This window comes from Phycicoccus sp. 3266 (assembly GCF_031456495.1).
GTDB lineage: Bacteria > Actinomycetota > Actinomycetes > Actinomycetales > Dermatophilaceae > Pedococcus.
In genome coordinates this window covers 896,187-908,449 of record NZ_JAVDUW010000002.1, presented here as the reverse complement: position 1 = coordinate 908,449, position 12,263 = coordinate 896,187, and the positions used below count along the sequence as shown (strand labels likewise).

Genomic DNA, 12,263 nt, shown 5'->3' with positions numbered 1-12,263 from the left:
AGCCTCAGGCAGGCCCCTCGGGCAGTCCGAGGGCGACGTCGAAGACGTGCGCCATCCCGGCATACCCCGCGTCGTTGGGGTGGAACTTGTCCGCGGCCAGCCGGCCGCGCCAGGAGCGGGGCCCGTGGGCGCGGATGTCGGCGACCACGAGGTCCCCGCGGGCGGCCCGGTCACGCAGCACCGCACAGACGCGCCGCGCCTCCGACTGGGGGTTCGGCAGGTTCGCCACGACCGCTCCCCGCGGCAGGCGGTCGAGCATGGCCTCGAACCGCTCCGCCAGCCCGGCCCGGTTCCGCGGGGCGACGACGTCGTTCGAGCCGATCACGACCGTCAGCAGGTCCGGCACCTCGCCCCGGGCGACGAGCGCCTCGAGCGCCGGCAGCTGGTGCACCACGAGGTCGTGCACCCGGGCGCCGGTCACCGCGAGGTTGACCAGCCGGTGGGGGCGGCCGGCCGCTGCGAGGTGGTCGCGCAGCTGCCCGACGTACCCGCGGTCGGGCGCGCTCGCCCCGATGCCCTGCGTCATCGAGTCCCCCAGCGCCACCCAGAGCGGCCCCTGCTGCTCGAGGGCCGCGGCGTTCGCCTCTCGCCAGTAGGCGGCGTACGGGACGGTCTGGGCCCGCACCTCGCGCACGCCGGGCAGGGCCCACGACAGCGCGGTGAGGAACGGTCCCGCGGGCCGCAGGCTGAGGTTGTCGTACTCGAACGCGGTGCTCACCGGCCCATGCTCACACGCGCACCGGCCAGCCGAAGGTCGTCTCGACCCCCGGTGAGAACAGCACGCTGTCGGGGGCCTTCGACACCACGTCGTCGAGGCCCGCCGCCGCCACGCACCGGTCCTCCAGCGCGAGCAGCTCGGCGCGGTGCAGCGGCCACGGGGAATGGGTGTTCGGGACCCACAGCGTCCGTCGCGCCACAGTGGTGTGGAGCCCGAACCGCGCGGTGAGGAAGAGGTCGAGGTCACCCGGCTCGGCGAGGGGCTCGCCGACCCGCACGCGCATCGAGCTCGTGACGGCCGGCTCGGCCGGAGACCCGCTCCGCCCGCGAGCCGGGCCGCTCCGGGCGTGGGCCGCGCTGGGAGCGCCCTTCGGGCCGTTCCCGGAGCGGGTCGCGCCGCGCCAGGGCGCCCGGTGGCGACGCAGCGTGTATGCCACCTCGGCACCCACCGGGTCGGCCGGCACCCGCTGCGGGGCGGACCGCATGTGGGCCCACTGGTACGGCGTCCCGAAGAGCAACCGGGCGCCCGCGACGACGGGGAGGCGCTCGGCGTCCAGCGACAGGAACACCACGCCACGGCGGCCGGTCGCGTCCCGCGAGTAGACGCGCACGTTGGTCTCGAGGAAGGTCCCCAGCCACGGCACCGGCCTCCCGCGACCCACCGCGGCGTCGACCATGCGGAACGGGATCAGCCCCACCCAGGCCGAGCCGTCGTGGATGTCGGGCTGCACCCCGGCCGGGAGGAAGGGCTCGAGCCGCTCCGGGTCCACGCGCCAGTGGACGAAGGTGATGTCGCGCCAGAGCTGGCTCATGAGCGGCCTGCCGCGAAGGGGCGGCCCCTGCGCCGGCATGGGGGCGGGAGCCGGCACCGGCGAGGAGGTCATGTCAGCAGCCTGCCTGACCCCGGCGGACCCCGCAGACGGAGCACCGGAGCACGGTGCGCCACTACGGTCGCCACCATGGGAATCGCGATCCAGCAGTCGACCGTCGCCGACCTGTCCAGCGTGCTGCCCCTCCTGCGCGGCTACAGCACCTTCTACCGAGCCTCTGCGGACGACGAGGACCTGCTGCGGATGGCCGAGGCCTTCTGCGGGGACTCGACGGACGGCACCCAGCTGCTCGCCCGCACCGACACCGGCGCAATCGTCGGGTACGCCACGGTCCTGTGGAGCTGGGACACGACCACGGGCACGCGCCTGGCCGTGATGGAGGACCTGTTCGTCACCGAGGCCGTCCGCAGAGAGGGCGTCGGACGGGCTCTCCTGGAGGCCTGCGCCTCGACCGCGCGGGAGCGGGGCTGCACCGCGCTCGCGTGGGAGACGGCCCCCGACAACGTCGTCGCGCGGGGCCTGTACGACGCCACGGGGGCCGAGCGCTCGACCTGGCTGGGGTACCGGCTGGCCCTCCGCTGAAACCACAGCGCGGCCCACGCACGGTGCTTGCGCTCGGTCAGTCGGCCGGCTCCCGGACGGCCCAAGCCCCGTGCTCCCGGACGGCGCACCCCCCGCGCACGCGGCTCGTCCTCGATGCTCGCGGGGGGAGCTGAGGGGAGCCGTCGCGTGGGGGCGCTCCGCGCCGAGGGGCTCCTCCCGAATCCCCACCGCGTCGTCCCAGAACGCAGAAGAAGGACCCACGAAAAGCGTGTGGGTCCTTCTTCTGCGTTGTGGAGCTGAGGGGATTCGAACCCCTGACCCCTTCCATGCCATGGAAGTGCGCTACCAACTGCGCCACAGCCCCGAGTTGCCCCGAGTGGGTGTCCCCCGGAGGCGACTGCGGAAGTCTACCCACGGCTCGCGCGAGCATCCAAATCGGCTCAGGCGTGGGCGTTCCACGCCCTCAGCGACCACCCGGTGCGGGTCTGCGCGAGCTCTGCCCAGTGGCAGTTCCCGAGGGTGGCGAGGGCGTGCGTGGCCAGGTGCTGGTCGATCCCGAGCACCTCGGCGACGGCCGCCCGGCTCGAGACGCCGTGCGCCACGACGACGACGCACTCCCCCTCGACGAGCCCGTCGAGCAGCTCGCGCAGGGCCGAACCGGCCCGGTCCCCGACCTCGGCGAGCGTCTCGCCGTCGACCCCGCGGCGCACGTCCTCGAGGTCCATCTGCTCGAGCAGCTCGGCATACTCCGACCGCACCTGGGTCGTGTGCATGCCCTGCCACTGCCCGACGTGGATCTCGCGCCAGCGCGGGTCCAGGGCGACCTCGAGGCCGGCGGCCTCGGCGACGTGCTGGGCCGTGACCGCCGCGCGCGCCAGGTCCGAGGCGACCACCCGGGTCGGCCGGTATGCCGCGAGGGCCGCGCCGGCGGCACGCGCCTGCTCGATGCCGCGCTCGGACAGGGAGGTGTCGAGCTGCCCCTGCCACACGCCACCGGCGTTGTGGTCGGTCTCGCCGTGGCGGACGACGACCACCCGTCGACCGTCGTTCGCAGCGCTCATGCGTCGCGGCGCTTCGGCACGCCCAGGTCGACCTCGGGACAGTCCTTCCAGAGGCGCTCGAGCTCGTAGAACTCGCGCTCGTCGTCGTGCTGGACGTGCACGACGATGTCGCCGAAGTCGAGCAGGACCCAGCGGCCGTCGCGCTCGCCCTCACGGCGCAGGGGCTTGGCGCCCTGCTCCCGGAGCTTGTCCTCGACCTCGTCGACGATGGAGCCGACCTGCCGCTCGCTGGACCCGGAGACGATGACGAAGACGTCGGTCAGCGCCAGCTGCTCGCTGACGTCGAGGCCGACGACGGTGGTGGCGAGCTTGTCGTCCGCGGCCAGGGCCGCGGTCTTGGCGAGCTCGAGGGATCGATCGGTGGCGGGCACTGCTCTCCTACGTCCGTGCCGTTCCCGCGGGACGCGGGTTGGCGGCATACAAGCGGTATTTGTTGATGTACTGGACCACGCCGTCGGGCACGAGGTACCAGACGGGCTCGGACCGTTCGACCCGCGTTCGGCAGTCGGTCGAGCTGATCGCCATCGCGGGCACCTCCTGCAGGGTCACGCGGTCGCGCGGCAGCCCGGACTCCGACAGCACGTACCCCGGCCGGGTCACGCCGACGAAGTGGGCGAGCTCGAACAGCTCGTCCGCGTCCTTCCACGACAGGATCTGCGCCAGCGCGTCCGCGCCGGTGATGAAGAACAGCTCGGCCTCGGGCCGCTCACCGTGCAGGTCGCGCAGGGTGTCGATGGTGTACGTCGGGCCCGGCCGGTCGATGTCGACACGGCTCACGGTGAACCGGGGGTTCGAGGCCGTCGCGACGACGGTCATGAGGTACCGGTGCTCGGCGACGCTGACCTTGCGGTCGTCCTTCTGCCACGGCTGGCCGGTGGGCACGAAGACGACCTCGTCCAGGCCGAACCTGGACTGGACCTCGGACGCGGCCACGAGGTGCCCGTGGTGGATGGGGTCGAACGTGCCACCCATCACACCGAGGCGCATGGTCAGTGCGAGCCGCCGCTGTGGTCGTGCGGCAGGTGCTGCCCGGAGATCTTCTGTGCCGTGCCGCGGAAGGACCACAGCACCCCGAGGAGCAGCATGAACCCGACGAACGCGATGGCCCCGAACGCCTGCGGCGGCAAGGGCAGCTCGCGGGTGTTCTCCTCGGCGGCCGTGAGGAGGTTCGAAAGAGACGACGTCATGGGGCCCAGCCTACCGGTCGACGGGGTTCGTCCCCGATCCGACCGGCACACCGGGGTCCGGTGCACGGGCCGGCCATGGGGCCGGTGGAGGGCCCCGATGGTTGTCCACCGATTGTGTGCACAGGGATGTGCACAACCCGCCCGGTACGCACCGGTTCGTGTGGACAACGGTGTGGGCAACCGGTGGACGAGAAATCTTTCTCCAAAGCCCTTGCAGGGCAAGGCATCCCGCTACTACAAATCTCTCACGCGCTCCGGTCGGAGGGTCGGAACGGGGGAACCCGGGAGGATCCGCCGGCAGGAGCACAGGTCGGCCGGATAACGGTGGACCGCCCCGATCGGGCTCGCCCGGACGGGGTCCCAGCTCCCTCGGGTGCTGGGTCCGTGGGCGACGCCACGGAGGAACTCCGGACCCGCCGACCAGATCGCAACGCCCGACGAGGACCGGTCCGCCGGCCCGCGGCAGGCGCCACCGTCGCAGTGGACACGACCCGCTCCGGCAGGCCGTGGGCGATCGACCGGTGCACAGCGCCCGACCGGTCCGCCGGTCGCGACGCCGCACCACGGAGGTAGCCGCAGCGCCTCGGCGCGGCGGGAGCCCCCGACAGAAGGCCCCTCGAACTCATACTTCGAGGGGCCTTCGCGGTGTGCCCCCGGCGCCCTCGCGCCGCCCCGGCCAGGGCGTCCGACCACACGGGTGCCGGCGCCCTCGCGCCGTGCCGGCCAGGGCGTCCGCCCGCGAGCGTGCCAGCGCGGCGTCCGGCCGCCGGCCGCACCGGGTCCCCGTACCCTGTGTGCCATGGCCCCCGCCTTGAGCATCGTCGTCCCCGTGTACAACGAGGAGGACGTCCTGCCGCTGCTCGTCCAGCGCCTGCGTCCGGTGGCCGACGGCCTCGGCACGACGTACGAGGTGCTCACCGTCGACGACGGCTCCACCGACCTCTCCCCCGCGGTCCTGCAGCGGATCGCCCGGGACTGGCCCCAGCTGCGGATCGTGCGGCTGCGCGCCAACGCCGGCCACCAGGCGGCCATCTCGGCCGGCCTCGCCAGCGCGCGGGGCGACTACGTCGTCACCCTCGACGCCGACCTGCAGGACCCGCCCGAGGTGGTCTCCGAGATGCTCGCCCTGGCGGTGTCCGAGGGCGTGGACGTCGTCTACGGCGTGCGCGGCGACCGCTCCACCGACTCGGCGTTCAAGCGGGTCAGCGCCAGGGCCTTCTACCGCGTCATCCGCACCCTGTCGGGCACCCACGCGCAGGTCGACGCCGGCGACTACCGGCTCATGTCACGGGCCACCGTGGACGCGGTCAACGCCCTGCCCGAGCACCACCGGGTGCTGCGCTTCGTCGTCCCCGCGCTGGGCTTCCCCTCGGCCTCGGTCACCTACCGCCGCGACGAGCGGGCCGCGGGCCGGTCGAAGTACCCGCTGTCGAAGATGGTCCGGCTCTCGCTCGACAGCGTCACGGGCTTCTCGACCGCACCGCTGCGCGCGGCGACCTGGCTGGGGCTCGTGGGCGGCCTCGCGGCCTTCGTCCTGCTGGCGTACGCGCTGGTCGCCATGACGATGGGCGAGACGGTCCCCGGCTGGACGTCGACGGTGGTCGCCGTCGCGGGTGTGGGCGCCGTGCAGCTGGTCTGCGTCGGGATCCTCGGCGAGTACGTCGGCCGCATGTACGCCCAGCTCCAGGGCCGACCCGCGTACTACATCGCCTACGACTCGCTCACCGACGCGGCCCGGCGCGACGCGCTCCCCAGCGCCGACGCGCTCCCCAGCGCCGACGCGCTCGCGAGCGGCGATGGGCCCCCCAACGACGACGCGCTGCCCAGCGGCGACGGGGCCGCTCCCGTCAGTCGCGTCGACGAGCCTCGACCATCAGGGTCACCCCGGGCATAGCCTTCACGGGCAGGTAGCGCTCGACCGCGACGACCGCGCGCAGGCCGGCGTTCACCACCGGGTGGATCTCCTCGAGGTCCGACCCGCTCGACGTCCGTCGCCGCAGGGCCACCACGGGGCGCAGCAGGACGTTCCACGACGTCATCGACGTGACGTCGAAGCCGCCGCGCTCGAGCACGCCACGCAGGGTGGTGCGCGTGTAGCGGCGGACGTGGTCGACGGCGACGTCGTGCTCGGACCAGAGGTTGGGGTCCGCCGGCACGGCCACGAGGAAGCGTCCGCCCGGGGCCAGGACCCGGTGCACCTCCTGCACGGCCGCGTCGTGGTCGAGGATGTGCTCGAGGACGTCGAAGGCGACGACGAGGTCGAGCGCGCCGTCGGCGACGGGCAGCGCCGTGGCGTCCGCCCGCAGCACCGCCAGCCCGCGCTCGGCCGCGACCTGCGCACCGTCCTCGCCGTACTCCAGCGCGGCGACCGACCAGCCCGCGGACCGCAGCACGCGGGTGTTGCCCCCGCCGGCCGCACCGATGTCCAGCGCCCGGCCGGGGGCGACGCCGTCGATCATCCGGCCGAGCAGGTGCCGCCGCTCGCGGTACCACCAGTGGGTGTCCTCGAGCGCCGCCAGCTTGCGGACCTCAGTGCCTTCCATGGGCGGTCATCCTGCCATCGACGGCGCTCAGGCCCGCACCTGCCCGTCGCCCTCGACGATCCACTTGGTCGTCGTGAGCTCGGGGAGGGCCATCGGGCCCCGGGCGTGCAGCTTCTGGGTGGAGATGCCGATCTCGGCACCGAACCCGAACTCTCCCCCGTCGGTGAACCGGGTCGAGGCGTTCACCATCACGGCCGCCGCGTCCACCTCGGCGGTGAACCGCCGGGCCGCCGCGCGGTCCTCGGTCACGATCGCCTCTGTGTGCCCCGACCCGTGCGCCCGGATGTGCTCCATCGCGGCGTCGAGGTCCGGCACGACGCGGACGGCCATCTCGAGCGCGAGGTACTCGGTGTCCCAGTCCGCCTCGGTGGCGTCGGCGTGGGGCACGCCGGCGGTCTCGGCCGCGGCGCCCGCTGCGGCGTCGGTGTGCAGCGCCACCCCGGCCCCGGCGAGCTCGGCCAGCACCTTGGGCAGGAAGTCGGCCGCCACCGCCTCGTGCACGAGCAGGGTCTCGGCGGCGTTGCAGACGCTGGGGCGGTGGGTCTTGGCGTTGACGGTGATCGCGAGCGCCTTGTCGAGGTCGGCCGCCGCGTCGACGTAGACGTGGACGTTGCCGACCCCCGTCTCGATGACCGGCACGGTCGACTCGGTCACCACGGTCTGGATCAGGCCGGCGCCACCGCGCGGGATGATGAGGTCGACGAGGCCGCGGGCGGTGAGCAGGGCGCGGACGGCGTCACGGCCACCCTCGAGCAGGGTCACGGCGTCGGCGGGCAGGCCGCGGGACCCGAGGGTCCTGCGCATCACCCCGACGAGCGCCCGGTTGGTCGACTCGGCCGCGGAGCCGCCGCGCAGGATCACGGCGTTGCCGGACTTGAGCCCCAGGCCGGCTGCGTCCACGGTGACGTTGGGACGCGCCTCGTAGACCATGCCGACGACGCCCATGGGCACGCGGACCTGGCGGATCTGCAGCCCGTTGGCGAGCGTCGACCCGCGCACGACCTCACCCACGGGGTCCGGCAGGGCGGCGACGTCCCGCAGGGCCTGGGCGACGGCGTGGACGCGGGCCTCGTCGAGCGCGAGCCGGTCGAGCAGGCCCTGCGCCATGCCCGCGTCCCGGCCGCGGGCGAGGTCCTCGGCGTTGGCCGCCACGACGTCGGCCGCGGCGACCTCGAGCGCGTCCGCCATCGCGTGCAGCGCGGCGTCCTTGTCGGCGCGAGAGAGCAGCGCAAGGCGTCGCGACGCAGCACGGGCGGCGCGGGCAGCCGTCGCCACCTGCTCGACGGCGGTGGGGTCGATCTCGGCCATGCCCCCAAGCGTATGCCGCGTGCCCACCCCCGGACGCCGGCGTCCGCATGCGGGGCACGGGGTGAGGCGCTCCGGCGGCTGGTTGAATGGCTCGGGTGAGCATCCTGTCGATCCAGTCCTCGGTCGCCTACGGCCACGTCGGCAACTCGGCGGCCGTCTTCCCGCTCCAGCGGCTCGGCGTCGAGGTGTGGCCCGTGCACACCGTGCACTTCTCCAACCACACCGGCTACGGCGAGTGGCGCGGGCCGCTGCTGCCGGCCGACGACGTCCGCGCGGTGATCCGCGGGGTCGAGGAGCGCGGCGCGTTCCCGGCGGTGGACGCCGTGCTCTCGGGGTACCAGGGCGGCGAGGACATCGGCGACGTCATCCTCGAGGCGGTCGAGCGGGTCAAGGCGGCCAACCCCGACGCCATCTACGCGTGCGACCCCGTCATGGGCAACGCGAAGAGCGGCTGCTTCGTGCACCCGGCCATCCCGGTCCTGCTCCGCGAGAGGGTCGTGCCGCGGGCCGACCTCATCACGCCCAACCAGTTCGAGCTCGGCTTCCTCACCGGGACCGAGCCCCGGACGTTCGAGGAGACCCTGGCGTCGGTCGACCTCGCCCGGGACATGGGGCCCTCGACCGTCCTCGTCACGAGCGTCGAGCGCCCGGACGCCCCCGCGGACACCATCGAGATGATGGCGGTCACCGGCGACGGGGCCTGGGTCGTCCAGACGCCGCGGCTGCCGATGAAGGCCAACGGCTCCGGCGACGTCACCGCGGCGCTGTTCACCGCACACCTGCTCGAGACCGGTGACCCCGCCGTCGCGCTGGCCCGGACCGCGAGCAGCGTCTTCGACCTGCTCAGCACGACGCTGGAGTCCGGCGAGCGCGAGCTGCAGCTCGTGCAGTCGCAGGACGCGATCGCCAGCCCGCGCCTGCAGTTCGAGGTCACGCAGGTCCGCTGAGGGGACACGCGCGGTGACCGCTCGGCGGGCCACCCGGGCCGCAGCCACCGCGGCGAGCGCCGTCGTGGCCGCGGTCGTCCTGGCGGCCTGCTCCGGCGGCTCACCGGCCCCTGACGCGACGAGCCGGCTCCAGCCCTTCGACTCCTACCGGGTGCAGGGACGCCAGGTCGTCGTGTCGTTCAGCGGGGTCCCGGACCGGCCCGGCCCGTGCGGCGCCGACTACCGGGCGCAGGCGAGCGAGACCGTCGACCGTGTGTACATCCGGGTCCGGGAGTACCCGCACGCCGCCCCGGCCGGCGAGGTGGCCTGCCCGGCCATCGCCCAGCTGCGCACGGCCGCGGTCACCCTGGAGCAGCCGCTCGGCAGCCGTGCCGTGGTCGACGGCGCGACCGGCGAGATCGTCCTGCAGCCGCGACCGACGACGACGCCCTCCCCCTGACGACGCCCCCTCGCTGACGGCTCAGAGCACCACCAGGTCGTCGCGGTGGACGACCTCACGCTCGTACCCCGGCCCCAGGTCCTTGGCCAGCGCGTGGGTGGAACGGCCCAGCATCCCCGGCAGCTCGGCGGAGGTGTAGTTCACCAGCCCACGGGCCACCGGCTCGCCCTCGAGCGTGCACAGGTCCACGGGGTCGCCGTCGACGAACGTGCCCTCGACGGCGGAGATGCCGGCGGGCAGCAGGGACTTGCGGTGCTCGGTGATCGCCCGCACGGCTCCGGCGTCGAGCAGCAGGCGGCCTCGGGGGGTCGTGGCGTGCGCGAGCCAGAGCCGGCGCGAGGTGTGCCGCGAGCCACCGCCGGGGGCGAAGACGGTACCGACGTCCGCCCCCTCGAGGGCGTGCGCGGCCTGGGCGGCGCTGGTCAGGACGGTCGTGATGCCGGCGGCGTTCGCGATCGTGGCGGCCTCGACCTTGGTGACCATCCCGCCGCTGCCGACGGACGATCCGGTGCCCCCGATGGTGAGGTCCTCCAGCCCGCGGCCACCGACGACGGCAGGCACGCGCTGGGCGCCCGGGGCACTCGGCGGCCCGTCGTAGAGCGCGTCGACGTCGGTCAGCAGCAGCAGGCCGTCGGCCTGCACGAGGTGGGCCACCAGGGCCGCCAGCCGGTCGTTGTCGCCGAACCGGATCTCCTGGGTGGCCACCGTGTCGTTCTCGTTGACGATGGGCACGATGCCGAGCTCGAGCAGCCGGTCGAGCGTGCGCTTGGCGTTGGTGAAGTGGGTGCGCCGGGTCACGTCGTCGACGGTGAGGAGCACCTGCCCGACCGTGAGCCCGTGGGCACCGAAGGCGCGCTGGTATGCCGCGACGAGGGCGCCCTGCCCCACGCTCGCCGCCGCCTGCTGCGTGGCGAGGTCGCGGGGGCGGCGGGCCAGCCCCAGCGGTGCGATGCCGGCCGCGATCGCGCCCGAGGAGACCAGGACGACCTGCTGCCCGGCCAGCCGGCGGGCGGCCAGGACGTCGACCAGGGCCACGAGGCGCGACTCGTCGAGGGAGCCGCCCGAGGGATCGGTCAGCGAGGACGAGCCGATCTTGACCACGAGCCGGCGCGCCTCGGGCACGGCGCGCCGGTGGTCGACGCGGCTCATTCCTCGTCGTCCTCGTCCCGTGCAGTCGCCCAGTGGCCGGCCCGGCGCTCGGCCGCGAGCTCGTCCCGGGCGGCGGACTTGGCGGCCTTGCGCGCGGCATACTCCTCGCGCTTGGCGCCACGGGTCGGGCGCGAGGCCTCCTCGAGGCGCAGGTCGGTGCCACGGGCGCCGAGCAGCTCGGCACCGGCCGCCATGGTGGGCTCCCAGTCGAAGACGACGGCGTTGTCGGCGGGGCCGATGAGCACGGTCGCGCCGGCGACGGCGCCGGCCTTGAACAGCGCCTCCTCGACGCCGAGCCGGCCGAGCCGGTCGGCGAGGTACCCGACGGCCTCGTCGTTGCTGAAGTCGGTCTGGCGGACCCAGCGCGTGGGCCGCTCCCCCTCGATCCGGAACACCTCGCCGTCGGACGTCTGCTCGCGCACGACGCGGAACCCGCTGTCGTCGACCGCCTTCGGGCGCAGGACGATCCGCTGCGGCACGGCGGCCGCCTCCTCGATCTCCTTGCGCGCCGCGGCGACGTGGCGGGCCATGGCGAACGTCAGCTCGCGCAGGCCGGTGTGGGCCACCGCCGAGACGACGAACACCTCCAGGCCCCGCGCCTCGAGGTCGGGCCGGACCAGCTCGGCGAGCTCCTCGGCCTCGGGGACGTCGGCCTTGTTGAGCACGACGATGCGCGTGCGCTCGGCCAGCGGCCGACCGCCGAGGGTCTCGTCGGGCACGTACTGGGCGAGCTCCTCCTCGATGACGTCGAGGTCGGTCATCGGGTCGCGGCCCGGCTCGAGCGTGGCGCAGTCGATCACGTGCACGAGGACCGAGCAGCGCTCGACGTGGCGCAGGAACTCCAGGCCGAGGCCCTTGCCCTGGCTGGCGCCCGGGATGAGGCCGGGGACGTCGGCGACGGTGAAGCGCTGGTCGCCCGCCTGCACGACGCCGAGGTTGGGCACCAGCGTCGTGAACGGGTAGTCGGCGATCTTGGGCCGGGCCGCCGAGAGCACCGACACGAGCGAGGACTTGCCGGCCGACGGGAAGCCGATCAGTGCGACGTCGGCGAGCGACTTGAGCTCGAGCACGATGTCGAGGACCTCGCCGGGCTCGCCGAGCAGGGCGAAGCCGGGGGCCTTGCGCCGGGGCGACGCCAGCGCCTTGTTGCCCAGGCCGCCACGGCCACCGCGGGCCACGACGAACGAGGCGTCCGGGCCGACCAGGTCGGCCAGCACCCCGCCGGACCCGTCGGTCACGACGGTGCCCTCCGGTACGGGGAGCACGAGGTCGGGGCCGTCGGCGCCGTTGCGCTCGTCACCGGCACCGGGGCGGCCGTTGTCCGCCTTGCGGTGGGGGTGGTGGTGGTAGTCGAGCAGCGTGGTGGCCTGCGGGTCGACCCGCAGCACCACGTCTCCCCCGCTGCCGCCGTTGCCGCCGTCGGGGCCTCCGAGGGGCTTGAACTTCTCGCGCTTGACCGAGGCGACGCCGTGGCCACCGTCGCCCGCGGCGACGTGCAGCACGACGCGGTCGACGAACGTGGTCATGGGGCTCTTCTTC

The 12,263-nt window shown here is 74.1% G+C and carries 14 protein-coding genes and 1 tRNA gene; 4 read left to right on the top strand and 11 right to left on the bottom strand.

The genetic code is table 11. The features are described 5' to 3' along the window. Window positions 1-4 precede the first annotated feature (4 nt). Window positions 5-718, bottom strand: coding sequence for an SGNH/GDSL hydrolase family protein (locus J2X64_RS14160; RefSeq protein ID WP_310155691.1), 714 nt, complete (start codon window positions 716-718; stop codon window positions 5-7). Between the two features lie 10 nt (window positions 719-728). After that, the gene (locus tag J2X64_RS14155) at window positions 729-1,601 is read right to left on the bottom strand and encodes a DUF2071 domain-containing protein (RefSeq protein WP_310155688.1); all 873 of its coding nucleotides are present in this window, start codon (window positions 1,599-1,601) and stop codon (window positions 729-731) included. 75 nt (window positions 1,602-1,676) lie between these two features. On the opposite strand from J2X64_RS14155, the gene J2X64_RS14150 reads away from it, so the two are divergent. Next, window positions 1,677-2,129, top strand: coding sequence for a GNAT family N-acetyltransferase (locus J2X64_RS14150; RefSeq protein ID WP_310155685.1), 453 nt, complete (start codon window positions 1,677-1,679; stop codon window positions 2,127-2,129). Window positions 2,130-2,381: 252 nt separating this feature from the next. Here J2X64_RS14150 and J2X64_RS14145 read toward each other — a convergent pair. The 5 genes from J2X64_RS14145 to J2X64_RS14125 form a co-directional block, all read right to left on the bottom strand. Then, window positions 2,382-2,454, bottom strand: a tRNA-Ala gene (locus tag J2X64_RS14145). A 76-nt stretch (window positions 2,455-2,530) separates the two neighbouring features. Continuing rightward, a complete protein-coding gene (locus tag J2X64_RS14140) occupies window positions 2,531-3,151 on the bottom strand; it encodes a histidine phosphatase family protein (RefSeq protein WP_310155682.1) in 621 nt (206 codons plus the stop codon). Continuing rightward, entirely contained in the window at window positions 3,148-3,522 is a 375-nt protein-coding gene (gene rsfS, locus J2X64_RS14135; protein WP_310155679.1) for a ribosome silencing factor, read from the bottom strand. Before rsfS ends, J2X64_RS14140 begins: the two co-directional genes overlap by 4 nt. Window positions 3,523-3,529: 7 nt before the next feature. Beyond that, a complete protein-coding gene (nadD, locus tag J2X64_RS14130; protein WP_310155676.1) occupies window positions 3,530-4,138 on the bottom strand; it encodes a nicotinate-nucleotide adenylyltransferase in 609 nt (202 codons plus the stop codon). 2 nt (window positions 4,139-4,140) lie between these two features. Further along, entirely contained in the window at window positions 4,141-4,338 is a 198-nt protein-coding gene (locus J2X64_RS14125) for a hypothetical protein (RefSeq protein ID WP_310155673.1), read from the bottom strand. 799 nt (window positions 4,339-5,137) lie between these two features. Here J2X64_RS14125 and J2X64_RS14120 point away from each other — a divergent pair. Further along, window positions 5,138-6,232 (top strand): glycosyltransferase family 2 protein, encoded by a 1,095-nt coding sequence (locus J2X64_RS14120; RefSeq protein ID WP_310155671.1) that lies wholly within the window; start codon window positions 5,138-5,140, stop codon window positions 6,230-6,232. On the opposite strand, the gene J2X64_RS14115 is transcribed toward J2X64_RS14120, so the two are convergent. Both J2X64_RS14115 and J2X64_RS14110 read right to left on the bottom strand, forming a co-directional pair. After that, window positions 6,186-6,881, bottom strand: coding sequence for a class I SAM-dependent methyltransferase (locus J2X64_RS14115; protein ID WP_310155668.1), 696 nt, complete (start codon window positions 6,879-6,881; stop codon window positions 6,186-6,188). The two genes, J2X64_RS14120 and J2X64_RS14115, sit on opposite strands and share 47 nt — an antisense overlap. 27 nt (window positions 6,882-6,908) lie before the next feature. Beyond that, complete coding sequence (locus J2X64_RS14110) at window positions 6,909-8,189, bottom strand: glutamate-5-semialdehyde dehydrogenase (RefSeq protein WP_310155666.1); 1,281 nt, start codon at window positions 8,187-8,189, stop codon at window positions 6,909-6,911. Between the two features lie 95 nt (window positions 8,190-8,284). Between J2X64_RS14110 and pdxY the strand changes: the two genes are divergently transcribed. After that, window positions 8,285-9,136, top strand: coding sequence for a pyridoxal kinase PdxY (gene pdxY / locus J2X64_RS14105; protein ID WP_310155663.1), 852 nt, complete (start codon window positions 8,285-8,287; stop codon window positions 9,134-9,136). A 13-nt stretch (window positions 9,137-9,149) separates the two neighbouring features. Further along, window positions 9,150-9,575 carry a hypothetical protein gene (locus J2X64_RS14100; protein ID WP_310155660.1) on the top strand — a complete coding sequence of 142 codons (426 nt, stop codon included), beginning with the start codon at window positions 9,150-9,152 and terminating at the stop codon, window positions 9,573-9,575. 21 nt (window positions 9,576-9,596) lie between these two features. Here J2X64_RS14100 and proB read toward each other — a convergent pair whose 3' ends face one another. Both proB and obgE read right to left on the bottom strand, forming a co-directional pair. After that, window positions 9,597-10,724 carry a glutamate 5-kinase gene (gene proB, locus J2X64_RS14095; protein WP_310155657.1) on the bottom strand — a complete coding sequence of 376 codons (1,128 nt, stop codon included), beginning with the start codon at window positions 10,722-10,724 and terminating at the stop codon, window positions 9,597-9,599. After that, a complete protein-coding gene (obgE, locus tag J2X64_RS14090) occupies window positions 10,721-12,250 on the bottom strand; it encodes a GTPase ObgE (RefSeq protein WP_310155655.1) in 1,530 nt (509 codons plus the stop codon). The genes proB and obgE overlap by 4 nt, the downstream gene beginning before the upstream one ends. Between the last annotated feature and the right edge of the window lie 13 nt (window positions 12,251-12,263).

Excerpts from the sequence above, each read along its gene's own strand:
- proB (WP_310155657.1), bottom strand. The coding sequence starts at position 10,724 with ATGAGCCGCGTCGACCACCGGCGCGCCGTGCCCGAGGCGCGCCGGCTC.
- J2X64_RS14115 (WP_310155668.1), bottom strand. The coding sequence starts at position 6,881 with ATGGAAGGCACTGAGGTCCGCAAGCTGGCGGCGCTCGAGGACACCCAC.
- J2X64_RS14155 (WP_310155688.1), bottom strand. The coding sequence starts at position 1,601 with ATGACCTCCTCGCCGGTGCCGGCTCCCGCCCCCATGCCGGCGCAGGGG.
- J2X64_RS14110 (WP_310155666.1), bottom strand. The coding sequence starts at position 8,189 with ATGGCCGAGATCGACCCCACCGCCGTCGAGCAGGTGGCGACGGCTGCC.
- J2X64_RS14125 (WP_310155673.1), bottom strand. The coding sequence starts at position 4,338 with ATGACGTCGTCTCTTTCGAACCTCCTCACGGCCGCCGAGGAGAACACC.
- nadD (WP_310155676.1), bottom strand. The coding sequence starts at position 4,138 with ATGCGCCTCGGTGTGATGGGTGGCACGTTCGACCCCATCCACCACGGG.
- obgE (WP_310155655.1), bottom strand. The coding sequence starts at position 12,250 with ATGACCACGTTCGTCGACCGCGTCGTGCTGCACGTCGCCGCGGGCGAC.
- J2X64_RS14140 (WP_310155682.1), bottom strand. The coding sequence starts at position 3,151 with ATGAGCGCTGCGAACGACGGTCGACGGGTGGTCGTCGTCCGCCACGGC.
- J2X64_RS14150 (WP_310155685.1), top strand. The coding sequence starts at position 1,677 with ATGGGAATCGCGATCCAGCAGTCGACCGTCGCCGACCTGTCCAGCGTG.
- J2X64_RS14120 (WP_310155671.1), top strand. The coding sequence starts at position 5,138 with ATGGCCCCCGCCTTGAGCATCGTCGTCCCCGTGTACAACGAGGAGGAC.